Raw genomic sequence first — 12,958 nt, 5'->3', positions numbered from 1 at the left:
CCTTTGATTCTGGGGTGAATTCGCGGGCTCAACGGCCGTTGAATTCGTCCTCGGTAATGACCCGGTAGGCGTGCTCGCCCTCCAGGTACTCCAGCAACACGACACGGTCGCCACGTTTGAAACCACGCACCTCGTCGGCACGCACGCGCAGGATCAGGCCCGCGCCACCGTCTTCCAGTACCGCTTCGCCATGGCTCAGGGTCACCCGGCCACTGCGCACCACGGCAGTCTGCCCCAGCACCGACTTGCTGCTGGTGGCTTCCAGCTTGCGAAACAGCGGGCGCAGCGGGCGGCACAAGGCTGCCGTTACCGGCACGGCCAGCAGCAGCGCACCGAACACCAGCACCAAACCCAGCGGATAGCGCAGGATGCCCAGCGGCAGGTGGCGCAGCAGCAACAGCTCGACGAAGTAGCTGGCGATCCAGGCGAAGAAGAACAGCAGGGTCAGCACCAGCGTTACCGGCACGCCGTTGAGGCCCAGCTTGAGCAGCAGGCCGGCGAGCCCCTCGGGCTGCACCGACTCCAGTGTGGAGTCGGCCTCGATATCGAGCACGTCGACCTCGAGAATGCCCAGCGCGGCGACGCACCAGTAGAGCACCGCCAGGCACAGCAGGAAGCTGAAGATGACGGTGGGAAACGCAAAAGTGCTGTGCAGGAAATTTTCCATCGAGTTCCTATCCCTGAATCAGGCGGCAGAGCGAGCTCCGCCGCAATGCACAACGGTTAGGACTTGGCCTTGTCCTTCAGGCGCGCCAGCACGCTTTCGGCACTGGCGTTGTCGGCCTTGATGCCCGCCGCACGCAGCTTGGCTTCCAGCGAATCGTCGACGTTGGCCGCCTCGGCCAGCTCGGCCGTTGCCTCCATCTTCGCCGCCCGCTCGGCCTGCTGCTGCTTGATCCGCTCCAGCGATTCAACCGCGGTGTGCAATTTGGCCTGGGAGCCACCGTAGCGCTGAGCCACGGTCATCTGCGCCTTCTGCACGCTCTCGGTGGCCTTGACGGTATCCACCTGTTGCTTGAGGCGTTTGATATTGGCCTCGGCCTGGGCCACCGCCTTGCGCAGCTGAGCGACGCTGGCGGCATAGCTCTCGGCCTGCTCGCGCTCGCTGCTCAGCTCGACTTCCAGGTTGGCGATCTTCACCGCCACTTCCTGGGCCAGCGACTCGTTGCCGGCCTCCAGGGCCTTCAACGCGTACTGCTCGTACTCGGCGACCTTGGCCGCGCTCTTCTCGGCGCGATCGGCGGCCAGCTTCTGCTTGGCCATGATCTCGGCCAGCGCTTCCTTGGACTTGCGCAGCTCCAGGTCGGCGTCGCGGATTTCCTGGTCGAGGATGCGCAGGGCCTGGCTGTCCACCATGGCCTCACCCACTTCGTTGGCGCCGCCGCGCAGGGCGGTCAGCAGTTTGCTCCACACGTTCATGGCAATCTCCTTAGGCTTTGAGGAAGCCTTCATAGGCTTCGGTGGCCTTGATCACGTTGTCCGCCAGCATCTCGATTTCCTGCACCACGTTGGAGAGCACCGAGGATGCACTCAGCGCGCCGAACATGGTGTAGCAGGCCTGCCCGTCCGGCAGGGTTTCCAGGCCGATGGACGACAGCGGGAAGAGCTTGCGGCTGCGCAATACTTCTTCGTTGAAGGCCACGCCATCGCTTACGTCGGCAGCCGGCCAGAGCAGCGCCTCGACGATGATCTGCTCGCCGAACACGGCAACGAACAGCGGCAGATCGCCGTATTCGTGCATGGTCACGTGCAGGCTGGCGTCGGCGCCCTGAATCAGCTCGATGGCCGCACGGCCTTCCTTAAACAGCTCCGTTGCGGACAGCGCATCGAACAAACCTTGTGCAGTCCAAACCTGAGGCATGGCACCTCCCTCCTTCTCCATAGAGGCCGACCCCGACAAGGGTTGGCGCAGTTTCCGCTCGAATGCCGCGAGCGCTTGCGCATGCTCGGGCAGTATCCACACCTCTTTCTTGATCAAGCCCTGCTCGCGCAGACGCTGACGAAAGAGACGCTGGTAGTGGGCTGATGATTTGCTTTCCATGAGCGAGAGATTAGGCACTCACATGTAATGAATCAACTAATCACATGTAATATTTTAAAACGCACGTATGACAGGCGCGCAGGCGCACCGGGAGCAGGTCGAATGACCTCCACGGGAAAGGGTTTGCGGGTATGGGCAACAGGAGGGGAAAGCCTTCCAGGCCAGAGAGGGAGCGCGCATCCTTTCGCCCGGCGATTTAACCGCAGATACTCCCCCGACGAAAGCCCACGGACCGCACCAATCAGGTCGAGCCCAACAGGAGTCACGATGATCCCCAGCAAACCCCTCGCCGGCCTGAAAGTGGTCGAACTCGGCACCCTGATCGCCGGCCCCTTCGCTTCGCGCATCTGCGCGGAGTTCGGTGCCGAGGTGGTCAAGGTCGAGTCGCCGGATGGCGGTGATCCGCTGCGCAAGTGGCGCAAGCTGTACGAGGGCACTTCGCTGTGGTGGTTCGTGCAGGCACGCAACAAGCGCTCGATCACCCTCAACCTCAAGCACGAGGAAGGCCGTGAGGTGCTGAAGAAGCTGCTGGCCGAGGCGGACATCCTGATCGAGAACTTCCGCCCCGGCGTGCTGGAGAAGCTCGGCCTGGGCTGGGACGTGCTGCACGCACTGAATCCCAAGCTGGTGATGGTGCGCCTGTCCGGCTTCGGCCAGAGCGGGCCGTTGAAGGACCAGCCGGGCTTTGGCGCGGTGGGCGAATCGATGGGCGGGTTGCGCTACATCACCGGCTTCGAAGACCGCCCGCCGGTGCGCACCGGCATCAGCATCGGCGACTCCATCGCCGCCCTGTGGGGCGTGATTGGCGCACTGATGGCGCTGCGTCATCGCGAGGTCAACGGCGGCCAGGGTCAGGTGGTGGACGTGGCGCTGTACGAGGCGATCTTCGCCATGATGGAGTCGATGGTGCCGGAGTTCGACGTGTTCGGCTTCATCCGCGAGCGCACCGGCAACATCATGCCCGGTATCACGCCCTCCTCCATCCACACCTGCGCCGACGGCAAACATATCCAGATCGGCGCCAATGGCGATGCGATCTTCCAGCGCTTTATGCGCGCTATAGATAGAGAGGACTTGGCGAGCGATCCAGCGTTGGCCGACAACGCCGGACGCGATACCCGCCGTGACGAACTCTACGGGGTGATCGACCGCTGGACCGCCAGCCTGCCGCTGAACGAAGTGGAAGCCACCCTGGTGCGCGCCGAAGTGCCGGCCAGCCGCATCTATTCCGCCGAAGACATGTTCAAGGACCCGCAATTCCTCGCCCGCGAGATGTTCCTCTCGGCCAAGCTGCCGGATGGCAAGCCATTCAAGATGCCCGGCATCGTGCCCAAACTGAGCGAGACGCCGGGCAGCGTGGAATGGACCGGCCCGCAACTGGGTGAGCACAACGTCCAGGTACTGGGCGAGCTGGGCTACAGCGCCGAAGGCATCGCCGCGCTGAAGGCCAGCGGCACCATCTGAGATGCGCTGCTTTGCCAATGCGCTGCCGGACACGCTGCTCGGCTCATTACGTGAGCCTCAGACGGCCTGAGCGACAAGCGCTTTCAGCCAGGCGCCATTCGGCCGGCTCGCGGTTGCCGAAATAAACATTAAAGTCCAACATGGACAAAATAGTTTAATTCGGAGCCCTACATGACCCGCGTGATCGACCAGACCCAAGCCGAACGCCTGCTCGCCCGCATCGACGTGCACCAGGCCATGCGCGACATGTTCGCCAGCCTGGCCGAGGGCCGTGCGGTGCAGCCGGCGCAGCAGCTGGTGGAGTTTCCCGGCGGCGGCGACTTCATCAACTATCTCGGCGTGCTGGCCGATGCCGGCGTCTACGGGGTCAAGACCTCGCCGTACATTCCCGGCCCGCAAGGCGCCACCGTCACCGCCTGGACCCTGCTGATGTCGATGCGCAGCGGCCAGCCGCTGCTGCTGTGCGACGCCAAGAGCCTGACCACCGCGCGCACCGCCGCCACCACTGCGGTGGCCGTGGAGGAACTGGCTCCGGCCGGCACACGCCACCTGGCGATCATCGGCAGCGGCCCGGTGGCCCTCGCCCACCTGCATTACGCCAAGGGTCTGCGCGACTGGCAGAGCATCCGCCTGTACTCGCCGAGCCTGGCCACCAAGGGCGAGGCCGAACGCGCCGCGCTGCAGGCCGAGGACGCGCGCCTGCAGCTGTGCGCCAGCCAGGAAGAAGCCCTGCGCGAGGCCGAGGTGATCCTGCTGTGCACCTCTTCCGCCAGTCCGGTGCTGGACCCGCTGAGCCTGAGCCGCAACGTGCTGGTCACCTCGATCAGCACCAACGCACCGCGTGCCCACGAGGTGCCGCCGGCAGCGCTGGCAGGCATGGAGGTCTACTGCGACTACCGCGCTACCACCCCGGGCTCGGCCGGCGAGATGCGCCTGGCCGCCGAACAGGGCTGGAGCCCGGAGAAGATTCGTGGCGACCTGGCCGAGCTGGTCAGTGGCCGTGCGAGCAAGCCGGACTACAGCCGCCCGGTATTCTTCCGCTCCATCGGCCTCGGCCTGGAAGACATGGCCCTGGCCCATGCCCTGCACCAACTGCTGGAGCAAGACGCCTGATGCACTGCGACTACCTCGTCATCGGTGCCGGCATCGCTGGCGCCAGCACCGGCTACTTCCTCGCCGCGCATGGCAAGACCATCCTGCTGGAGCGCGAGCCGCAGCCCGGCTACCACAGCACCGGCCGCTCGGCGGCGCTCTACACCGTGGCCTATGGCACGCCGCAGGTGCGCGCGCTGACGGCCGCCAGCCGCGCCTTCCTCGACAACCCGCCGCCCGGCTTCAGCGACCACGCCCTGCTCAGCCCGCGCGGCGAGATGGTGGTGGACTTCAGCGACGACGCCAGCGAGCTGCTGCGCCAGTACGAAAGCGGCCGCGCCAGCGTGCCGGAGATGCGTCTGCTGAGCGCCGACGAGGCCTGCGCCCTGGTGCCGGTGCTGCGCCGCGACAAGGTGCACCGCGCGATGCTCGACCCGAGCGCCGCCGACATCGACACCGACGCTCTGCACCAGGGCTTCCTGCGCGGCATTCGCCAGCAGGGCGGCGAGATTCGCTGCGGCCGCGAGGCGCTCGCCATTCGCCGCGAGAACGGCCTGTGGCTGGTCGACTGTGGTGACGAGAGCTACCAGGCCCCGGTGCTGGTCAACGCCGCCGGCGGCTGGTGCGACGAGATTGCCAAGTTGGCCGGGGTCGCCCCCATCGGCCTGATCCCCAAGCGCCGCGCCGCCTTCACCTTCCTGCCGCCGGAGGGTGTGGACAGCCACGCCTGGCCCTGCGTGGTCGACCTGCACGAGGCGTTCTACTTCAAGCCGGATGCCGGCCAGCTGCTCGGCTCGCCAGCCAATGCCGACCCGGTGGCGCCGCACGACGTGCAGCCGGAGGAGCTGGATATCGCCATGGGCATCTACCAGCTCGAGGAGCACACCACGCTGAGCATCCGCCGCCCGCAACACACCTGGGCCGGCCTGCGCAGCTTCGTCGCCGACGGCGACCTGGTCGGCGGCTACGCCGTGGATGCCGAGGGCTTCTTCTGGGTCGCCGCCCAGGGCGGCTATGGCATCCAGACCAGCGCCGCGATGGGCGAGGCCTGCACCGCGCTGATCCGCGGCCTGCCATTGCCGGAGCGCATCCGCGCCTTCGGCCTGAGCGAGGCCATGCTCGCGCCTTCCCGCCTGGCCTGAGTTTGCGGCACACTCGCAGCGCCCCGCTCGGGGCGCTCAACCGGAGTTACTGCATGCCCGCCGCCGACCTCGACAGCTTCCGCGCCATCGCCGACGCCGTCGCCACCCTGTTCTTCCCCCACGTCGAGGTGGTGCTGCACGACCTGCGCACACAGAAGATCGACCACATCGCCAACAACATCTCCAAGCGTGCGGTCGGCGACGACGCGGCGCTGGAGGACATGCTCGATGGCGACAACGGCGAGCGCAACATCGGCCCCTACGAGAAGCTCAACTGGGATGGACAGAAGATCCGCTCGGTCAGCACCGTACTGCGCGACGCCGGCGGCACGCCCGTCGCCGTGCTGTGCCTGAACTTCAACATCTCCATGCTGGAGAGTGCCAAGCAGGCGCTCGACCTGCTGCTCTCGGCGAGCAAGGTGATCCCGCAGCCCGATGCGCTGTTCCGCGATGACTGGCAGGAGCGCATCAACACCTTCCTGCATGCCTGGCTGCAGCAGCGCCAGCTCGGCCTCAACCTGCTGACCCGCGAGCACAAGCGCGAGCTGGTCGAGGCCCTGCATGCCGAGGGCGCGTTCAAGGGCAAGAGCGCGGCGAACTACATCGCCAACGTGCTGAACATGGGCCGCGCCACGGTGTACAAGCACCTCAAGGAGATCAAGGGCGAGGCGTGACCCGCCCTTCCGGGCGCGTGTAGGCCTGGAACAGCTGGCGCACCTGCGCACTCGGCTCGCCGAAGTAGCGGCGATACAGCCACTCGATCTCGCCGCTGCGATAGATCAGGCTCAGTTCACTGTCCACCAGCAGGCGCAGCGCATCGTCACCCCGCGGCATGACCAGGCCCACCGGCTCCAGCTCGAACGACTTGTCCAGTACCTGCAGCTCCTGTGCATGGGCGTTGCGCGCCGCGCGGTTGAGCAACACTACCCGGTCGGCGAAGAAGGCATCGGCGCCACCGCTGGCCACCAGTTCCACACCCTCGTCCATGCCCTGCACCGGCACCACGGTGGCCAGCACGCCAAACAGGCGCAGCTTGTTGCGCACCCAGTCCTCGGCGGTGCTGCCGCCGATCACCGCGAAGCGCTGCTTGCTCAGCCCGCGATTGATGGTGGCGCGCCATTGCGGCCCGGTATGCACCGCCTGGCCATTGAGCACCGCCAGCAGGCTGGGCGAGGCATCGGCACGCACCAGCACACCGCGACCGGCCGGGTAGATCGGCAGCGAGAAGTTCACCCACTTGCGTCGCTCCAGCGTCTCCACCAGGGCGCTGCACATCAGGTCCACCTCGCCACGCTGCAGCGCCGGCAGGATCTCCTGCCCCTTCAGCGCCTGGTAGCGCACCTGCAGTTGGGCCAGGCCAGGCTCGCGGCGCAGGCGCTCGGTCACCCGCTGGCACAGCTCGATCGCGTAGCCCTGCGGCTCCTCGCCGTTGCTCACCGAAAACGGCGCCATGTTCGGCAGATAGCCGAGGGTGATGCGCTGGCTGGCGCGGATCTGCTCGAGGGTCTGCGCCGCCAGCGGCTGGGCCAGCAGCCACGCCAGCATCCAGGCAAGCCGCCTCATGATGCGTCCTCCTTCAGCGTGCTTCGCTGCTCCAGCAGCCGGTCGGCGATGTAGCCGAACAGCAGGTAGCCCACGGCGGTGACGATCATGCCGCCGAACACCGCCTCGGTGCCCGACGCATACAGGGCGTAGAAGCTGTAGGCCATGGCCACCGCCAGGATCAGCATGTTGCGGTACTCCACCGACTTCGCCACGCCGGCCTTCTGCATGATGATCAGCAGGCCGGAGAGCGCGGTGATGTAGGGAATCACGTTGGTCACCGCGGCCAGGTTTACCAGCTTGCCGAACTGCTCGGAGGCGTTCGGCGAGATGGTCGACAGGGCCATGCCGGACTGCAGCACGGCGTTGGCGATCAACCCGGCGATGGGTGCGCCGAGCAGCGTCACGCGGGCATAGAAGCGCGGGAACAGATGCTGATCGGCGGTCACCTTGGCGGTCTGCGCCAACGTGAACTGCCAGCCCAGCAGCGAGCCGACGCAGGCCATCACCGCCAGAGCCATGATGATGTTGCCGACCCAGCCGTTGAACATCTGCGCGTACACCAGGGCGAAGGGTGCGCTGGAGTTGGCCAGCTCGGCGTTGGGCACTATGCCCATGATCACCGAGGTGGACAGGACGTAGATCACCGCCGCCCCCAGCGTGCCCAGCAGGCAGGCCAACGGCACGTTGCGCTGCGGGTTCTCCACCGCCTCGGAGTTCTGCGCCGCCGACTCCATGCCGAGAAAAGCCCAGAGGGTCAGCGGAATGCTCTGCGCGATGGCCGAGCTGACCGAGATTTCATGCGGGTTCCAGGCCTGGCCGAAGACCTCGGCGTCGAACCAGAACCAGCCGATCAGCGACAGGCCGGCCACCGGGATGATCACGCCCCAGACCGTCACCGCACCAATGCGCCCGGTGACCTTCGGCCCACCTAGGTTGGCCAGCGAGGTCAGCCAGATCAGCCCCACCGCACCGACGAACAGGGGAATCGCGCCACTGCCCAGCCAGGGGAAGAAGGGCGTCAGGTAGCCCACCGCGGAGATGGCGATGGCCACGTTGCCGATGGCCAGCGACAGGAAGTACAGGTACGAGCAGAGGAAGAAGGCCGACTTGCCGTGGGCCTCCTCGGTATAGGCCGACATGCCGCCGGGACGCGTGCAGTAGATGCCGCACTGGGCGAAGCAGTAGGCGATGGCCATCGACCCCACTGCCGTGATCACCCAGGACAGCAGTGACACAGCCCCCAGCTGCGCCATGCTCGACGGCAGCATGATGATGCCCGAGCCCATCATGTTCACCGCCACCAGGGTGGTCAGCCCCATCAAACCCATTTTCTTGCCGGCCTCAGCCATACCCCATCCCTCCCCCAAGGCAACGTATCTGCATACTAGGAGAGGTTCTTCGGGGCCGCCTGTCAGGCACAAAAAAGCCGCGCGGTGCGCGGCTCTTTCACGGCGTAGCGGTTACTCGCCGTAGATATCGAAGCTGAAATACTTGCCCTGGATCTTCTGGTACTCGCCGCTGGCGCGCAGCGCCAGGATGGCGACGTTGAGCTTGTCGAGCAGCGCCTGGTCGCCCTTGCGCACGGCGATGCCGGCGCCCTCGCCGAAGTAGGCCGGGTCGGTGAACGCCGGGCCGACGAAGGCGAAGCCCTTACCCTGCTCGGTCTTGAGGAAGCCCTCATCGACCGGGATGGCGTCGGCCAGGGTACCGTCGAGGCGGCCGGAAACCAGGTCCAGGTAGATCTCGTTCTGCGAGCTGTAGCGCACCACTTCCACACCCTTGGGCGCCAGCACCTCGGTGGCGAAACGGTCGGTGGTGGTGGCGCGCTGCACGGCGATGCGCTTGCCCTTGAGGCTGGAGAAGTCGTCGCTGACCTGCGCACCTTCCTTCATCGTCAGGCGCGCCGGGCTGTAGTAGTACTTGCCGGTGAAATCCACCGACTTGCGGCGCTCGTCGGTGATGGTCATCGACGACAGCACGGCGTCCACCTTGCGCACCTTGAGCGAGGGAATCAGGCCGTCGAACTCCTGCTCCACCCACTGGCACTGCACCTTCATCTCGGCGCACAGGGCATTGCCGATATCCACGTCGAAGCCGGCGATGGAGCCATCGGCCTGCTTGAAGGCGAACGGCGGATAGGCGGCCTCGATGCCCAGGCGCAGCGGCTTGTCGGCGGCGAACAGGCTGGATGCCATCAGGCTCAGGGCAAGCGCGCCCAGCAGTGCGATTTTCTTCATGGTGTGACTCCCAGGTGCGCCCACTCTGGATGCTGGTGGGCTGGTTATCGGCAGAAGCGAGAAGCACCGGCGCGGACCGACGATGGATCTCGGCGCGCCTGGCAGGTTGACGACACTGATTTGTACTTATAAATCCATACCGGACTTTAATGTACACATCGTCAATCTCCTCGAACCCGCCGATGCAGGACCGCCTGGAAGCTTGCAGCCGAAGGGCAACACTCGACATTTCCGCGCCCAGCCGGCGGCGAACAGACAGCATTCCGCCTTGCCCTGGATCAGTCCGCGCTGCGGCTAAGGCGTCTACGCTGAAGGAAAACAAGGGGAGAACGCCTGGATGGACACACTCCACATCATGCTGGTGCTGCTGATTGCCGGCTTCCTGCTGCTGGGCTTCGGCTTCAACTACCGCGAACACGAATGGGGCATACGCCTGATGGGCGCCGGCGTGCTGGTCACCCTGATGCCGATTGTCCTGCGGGTTTACGAGGCGCTGCAGCTGCCGGCCTGAATCCTCAGGACACTCAGCTGCGCCAGCGCTCCACGGCGGCCTGGTCGCTGGCCCGCCCTTCGACCCAGCGCGGGCCGTCCGGCGTGTCTTCCTTTTTCCAGAACGGCGCGCGGGTCTTCAGGTAGTCCATGATGAAATTGCAGGCGTCGAATGCCGCCTGGCGATGGGCACTGGCGGTGCCGACGAAGACGATCGGCTCACCCGGCTGTAGCGCGCCGACCCGATGCAATACCTCGACCCGCAGCAGCGGCCAGCGCTGCTCAGCCTCGGCGACAATCTTCTCCAGAGCCTTCTCGGTCATGCCCGGATAGTGTTCGAGGAACATGCCACGCACGTCCTGGCCATCGTTGTAGTCGCGCACGTAGCCGACGAAGCTGGCCACTGCGCCGATGCCCAGGTTGGCGGCATGCAGCGCATTGACCTCGACACCCGGATCGAAGGCTTCGACCTGCACCCGGACGCTCATCTCAACCACCAGTGACTGTAGGGAAGAAGGCCACTTCGTCACCGTCGGCCAGTTCGGTGTCCAGGCTGCACAGCTCCTGATTGCGCGCGCACATCAGGTTCTGCTCGGCCAGCACCTGCCACACGCCGCCGCGGCTGAGCAGGTGCTCGCGCAGCTGATCGAGATTGCCCAGCGCGGCGCGCTGCAACTGCTCGCCGTCGATGCCCAGCACCTCGCGGTAACGGGCGAAATACTGTACGCGGATCATGTCAGACGCCCTACCTCGTGGGAGTCCAGGCGGTAGTCGCCACTCTTGCCACCGGACTTCTCCAGCAGGCGCACGGCCTCGATGACGATGCCCCGGTCCACGGCCTTGCACATGTCGTAGATGGTCAGCGCGGCAACGCTGGCGGCGGTCAGCGCCTCCATCTCCACCCCGGTCTGCCCGGCCAGCTTGCAGCGTGCCTGGATGCGCACGCAGTCGACGCCCTCGGCCTCCAGCTCGACCTTGACGCTGGTCAGCAGCAGCGGATGGCACAGCGGGATCAGCTCGTGGGTCTTCTTCGCTGCCTGGATGCCGGCGATGCGCGCCACGGCGAACACGTCGCCCTTGGGGTGGCTGCCGTCGGCGATCATCGCCAGGGTCGCGGGCAGCATGCGCACACGGGCTTCGGCCACGGCCTCGCGGGAGGTCACCGCCTTGTCGGTCACATCCACCATGTTGGCGCGGCCTTGGGAATCGAGATGAGTCAGCACAGCAAAATCTCCTCGGTGGTGCCGCACGCGCGGCACCGGTCGAGGGATTGTATACAACTTATCGGGTGGTTGGTCAGCGGGCGGCCGCAGCCGCCCGCCGAGTGGCATCACATGTGCGCTTCGGCGTACTCGGCCAGCACCGAGCGCGGTACCCCTTGCAGGGTAACGTGCACGCCGTGCTCAAAGTCCTTGAAGCGTTCGGTGAGGTAGGTCAGACCCGAACTGGTGGCGGACAGGTAAGGCGTGTCGATCTGCGCCAGGTTGCCCAGGCAGATCACCTTGGAGCCCGTACCGGCGCGGGTGATGATGGTCTTCATCTGGTGCGGGGTGAGGTTCTGGCACTCGTCGATCAGGATCAGGCTGTGCTGGAAACTGCGACCGCGGATGTAGTTGAGCGATTTGAACTGCAGCGGGACCTTTTGCAGGATGTAGTCGACGCTGCCGTGGGTGCTCTCGTCGTCCGAATGCAGTGCCTCCAGGTTGTCGGTGATGGCGCCCAGCCAGGGCTCCATCTTCTCCGCCTCGGTGCCGGGCAGGAAGCCGATGTCCTCGTCCAGCCCCTGCACGCTGCGGGTGGCGATGATGCGTCGGTAGCGCTTGCTGACCATGGTCTGCTCGATGGCCGCGGCGAGCGCCAGGATGGTCTTGCCCGAGCCGGCGGCGCCGGACAGGTTGACCAGGTGGATGTCCGGATCGAGCAGCGCATACAGCGCCAGCGCCTGATATATGTCACGCGGCCGCAGCCCCCAGGCCTCCTGATGCATCAGCGGTTCCTGATGCAGGTCGAGGATGGTCAGCGTGCTGCCTTCGATGCCCTTGACCCAGCCGACGAAGCCCTGCTCGTCGACGATGAACTCGTTGACGTGCACCGCTGGCAGGTTGTCGGTGAGCTGTACCTGGTGCCAGGTGCGACCATGGCCCTGGCGCGTCTCGACCTTGCTCACGCGGTCCCAGAAGGAGCCGGAGAGGTTGTGGTAACCACGCGACAGCAGGTTGACGTCGTCCACCAGTTGGTCGGTGTGATAGTCCTCGGCGGAGATCCCGCAGGCACGCGCCTTCAGGCGCATGTTGATGTCCTTGGTCACCAGCACCACGGGCGAGCCGCTGCGCCGGCTCTGCAGTTCCACCAGCTGGTTGATGATCTTGTTGTCGTTGAGGTGCTCGGGCAGCCAGGTAATGGGCTCCGCGCGCTTGCTCATGAGGATCGACAGAGTGCCCTTGGGCTCGTTCTTGCCGCGGCGAATCGGTACTCCCTGTTCCACCTCCTCGGGAGTGGCTTCGCCTAGCGTCTGGTCGATCAGGCGAATCGCCTGGCGACATTCGGCGGCGACCGTGTGCTTGCCGGTCTTGAGCTTGTCCAGCTCCTCCAGCACGGTCATGGGGATGGCGACGTGGTGTTCCTGGAAATTCAGCAGCGCGTTGGGATCGTGGATCAGGACGTTGGTGTCGAGGACGTAGAGGGTGGGCTGGGTGGAGCGGGTGCGTCCGTGATCATCCATACTCGGTCACCTTATCGAGGGGCCTGGACGACGAAGCCTCTACAGCTCCGCCGCGGAGGACCGCCCACCTCCCGAACGGAGCGGGATACGCGAGCAAAGGTGATGGCCGAGGGCCGCCACCTGTGCTGCAGGGTTCGGCGGTCTGCTTTTTTAATACCCCAATCTGGATGACAGAAAAAAGAACTTTTTCTGCCTCACAAAGCTTTTTTATCGGCTCGACGAATAA

Annotated in this window: 15 protein-coding genes; 5 read left to right on the top strand and 10 right to left on the bottom strand. The window is 65.6% G+C overall.

Annotation, left to right across the window (positions count from 1 at the left end):
- Window positions 1-28: 28 nt before the first annotated feature.
- Genes PTT45_RS03560 through bacA form a run of 3 tightly spaced genes read right to left on the bottom strand, consistent with a single transcriptional unit; the run spans window position 29 to window position 2,041 of the window.
- On the bottom strand, window positions 29-667 hold the full coding sequence (locus PTT45_RS03560) for an OB-fold-containig protein (RefSeq protein ID WP_273811562.1): 639 nt from the start codon (window positions 665-667) through the stop codon (window positions 29-31).
- 56 nt (window positions 668-723) lie between these two features.
- Window positions 724-1,419, bottom strand: a complete 696-nt coding sequence (locus PTT45_RS03555) for a PspA/IM30 family protein (RefSeq protein WP_273811561.1) — start codon at window positions 1,417-1,419, stop codon at window positions 724-726.
- A gap of 10 nt (window positions 1,420-1,429) precedes the next feature.
- On the bottom strand, window positions 1,430-2,041 hold the full coding sequence (gene bacA, locus PTT45_RS03550) for a biofilm formation regulator BacA (protein WP_273811779.1): 612 nt from the start codon (window positions 2,039-2,041) through the stop codon (window positions 1,430-1,432).
- A 267-nt stretch (window positions 2,042-2,308) separates the two neighbouring features.
- On the opposite strand from bacA, the gene PTT45_RS03545 reads away from it, so the two are divergent.
- From PTT45_RS03545 to PTT45_RS03530, 4 genes are all read left to right on the top strand, one after another.
- On the top strand, window positions 2,309-3,505 hold the full coding sequence (locus tag PTT45_RS03545) for a CaiB/BaiF CoA transferase family protein (protein ID WP_273811560.1): 1,197 nt from the start codon (window positions 2,309-2,311) through the stop codon (window positions 3,503-3,505).
- A gap of 171 nt (window positions 3,506-3,676) precedes the next feature.
- Window positions 3,677-4,618, top strand: coding sequence for an ornithine cyclodeaminase family protein (locus PTT45_RS03540; RefSeq protein ID WP_273811559.1), 942 nt, complete (start codon window positions 3,677-3,679; stop codon window positions 4,616-4,618).
- Window positions 4,615-5,739, top strand: a complete 1,125-nt coding sequence (locus PTT45_RS03535; protein WP_273811778.1) for an NAD(P)/FAD-dependent oxidoreductase — start codon at window positions 4,615-4,617, stop codon at window positions 5,737-5,739. Before PTT45_RS03540 ends, PTT45_RS03535 begins: the two co-directional genes overlap by 4 nt.
- Before the next feature lie 53 nt (window positions 5,740-5,792).
- Window positions 5,793-6,413, top strand: a complete 621-nt coding sequence (locus PTT45_RS03530) for a helix-turn-helix transcriptional regulator (protein ID WP_273811558.1) — start codon at window positions 5,793-5,795, stop codon at window positions 6,411-6,413.
- Here the strand turns inward: PTT45_RS03530 and PTT45_RS03525 are convergent.
- From PTT45_RS03525 to PTT45_RS03515, 3 genes are all read right to left on the bottom strand, one after another.
- Window positions 6,397-7,302, bottom strand: a complete 906-nt coding sequence (locus PTT45_RS03525; protein ID WP_273811557.1) for an amino acid ABC transporter substrate-binding protein — start codon at window positions 7,300-7,302, stop codon at window positions 6,397-6,399. The genes PTT45_RS03530 and PTT45_RS03525 overlap by 17 nt on opposite strands.
- Window positions 7,299-8,633, bottom strand: a complete 1,335-nt coding sequence (potE, locus tag PTT45_RS03520) for a putrescine-ornithine antiporter (protein WP_273811556.1) — start codon at window positions 8,631-8,633, stop codon at window positions 7,299-7,301. Before potE ends, PTT45_RS03525 begins: the two co-directional genes overlap by 4 nt.
- Window positions 8,634-8,744: 111 nt before the next feature.
- Window positions 8,745-9,521 carry an ABC transporter substrate-binding protein gene (locus tag PTT45_RS03515; protein ID WP_273811555.1) on the bottom strand — a complete coding sequence of 259 codons (777 nt, stop codon included), beginning with the start codon at window positions 9,519-9,521 and terminating at the stop codon, window positions 8,745-8,747.
- A gap of 337 nt (window positions 9,522-9,858) precedes the next feature.
- Here PTT45_RS03515 and PTT45_RS03510 point away from each other — a divergent pair, with 337 nt between their 5' ends.
- A complete protein-coding gene (locus PTT45_RS03510; protein WP_273811554.1) occupies window positions 9,859-10,032 on the top strand; it encodes a hypothetical protein in 174 nt (57 codons plus the stop codon).
- 13 nt (window positions 10,033-10,045) lie between these two features.
- Here the strand turns inward: PTT45_RS03510 and moaE are convergent, their stop codons facing one another.
- The 4 genes from moaE to PTT45_RS03490 form a co-directional block, all read right to left on the bottom strand.
- Complete coding sequence (gene moaE, locus PTT45_RS03505; RefSeq protein ID WP_273811553.1) at window positions 10,046-10,498, bottom strand: molybdopterin synthase catalytic subunit MoaE; 453 nt, start codon at window positions 10,496-10,498, stop codon at window positions 10,046-10,048.
- 1 nt (window position 10,499) lies between these two features.
- The gene (locus tag PTT45_RS03500) at window positions 10,500-10,745 is read right to left on the bottom strand and encodes a MoaD/ThiS family protein (RefSeq protein ID WP_273811552.1); all 246 of its coding nucleotides are present in this window, start codon (window positions 10,743-10,745) and stop codon (window positions 10,500-10,502) included.
- On the bottom strand, window positions 10,742-11,233 hold the full coding sequence (gene moaC, locus PTT45_RS03495) for a cyclic pyranopterin monophosphate synthase MoaC (protein WP_273811551.1): 492 nt from the start codon (window positions 11,231-11,233) through the stop codon (window positions 10,742-10,744). The genes PTT45_RS03500 and moaC overlap by 4 nt, the downstream gene beginning before the upstream one ends.
- Before the next feature lie 107 nt (window positions 11,234-11,340).
- Window positions 11,341-12,732 (bottom strand): PhoH family protein, encoded by a 1,392-nt coding sequence (locus PTT45_RS03490; RefSeq protein ID WP_273811550.1) that lies wholly within the window; start codon window positions 12,730-12,732, stop codon window positions 11,341-11,343.
- Between the last annotated feature and the right edge of the window lie 226 nt (window positions 12,733-12,958).

It is taken from the genome of Pseudomonas sp. Gutcm_11s (genome assembly GCF_028649395.1).
Classification (GTDB): domain Bacteria; phylum Pseudomonadota; class Gammaproteobacteria; order Pseudomonadales; family Pseudomonadaceae; genus Aquipseudomonas.
Note: the sequence above shows the minus strand (reverse complement) of the source record. Positions and strands in the feature narration are given on the sequence as shown.